The 612-nt window shown below is 74.8% G+C and carries 1 protein-coding gene and 1 pseudogene; one reads left to right on the forward strand and one right to left on the reverse strand.

What is annotated here, in order from left to right; translation table 11 throughout:
* A pseudogene (locus FHP29_RS22905) lies at positions 1 to 287 on the reverse strand (hypothetical protein); the annotation flags it as partial.
* On the opposite strand from FHP29_RS22905, the gene FHP29_RS22910 reads away from it, so the two are divergent.
* On the forward strand, positions 274 to 612 hold a 339-nt coding region (locus FHP29_RS22910; RefSeq protein ID WP_240044591.1), incomplete at its 3' end, for a hypothetical protein. The pseudogene FHP29_RS22905 and the gene FHP29_RS22910 overlap by 14 nt on opposite strands.

Genomic DNA, 612 nt, shown 5'->3' on the forward strand with positions numbered 1-612 from the left:
GGTCCGATCGTGAGGTCGGGCTGCGCGGTGGGGTTGAGCAGGAGCGCGGCGGCCGCGACCCGGCGGTCGTTGAGGACCGCGTCGGGCATCGTCGCCTTGAGCTGTTCGGCGACCGCGGTCAGGGAGGTGTCCATCGCGGTGATGGTGAGGGCGTCAGCCTTGATCAGCAAGGTGGCCATGCCGTGTCGGTTGGTCCGCGAGACCCGGGCACAGCGTTCCTTCGCGGCGGCCTCCTCGCGGGCGCGGGTCAGCTCGGGGGCCGCGGCGGCGACCTTGCCCTCGACCAAGGCCTCGAACCGGGCCCAGGCCAGCCGCCCGTCCGCTGCCTCGCTGGACTTCGGCGTCGACCCAGGCAGCCTCCTGCTCGCTCAGGTCGCGGGTCGCGTCGGCGACATGACGCGCATGCGGCACCCGCACGGTGCCGGCCTGGACGCCGGCCCACAGTCGGGGGAGGCGCAGCACGAGGTCGACGGCGTCGGCGATCAACCGGCGCGCGCCGTAGGGGCTGGTCTGGATCCGGGCCCCGAACGCGGCCGCGGCGTGCTCGGTGATCAACGGCGTCCCCACCCCGCCGGACCGCTTCGCACGGGCCCGGCCGCGTCGATCCTGGGG

Source organism: Nocardioides albidus (assembly GCF_006335005.1).
Classification (GTDB): domain Bacteria; phylum Actinomycetota; class Actinomycetes; order Propionibacteriales; family Nocardioidaceae; genus Nocardioides; species Nocardioides albidus.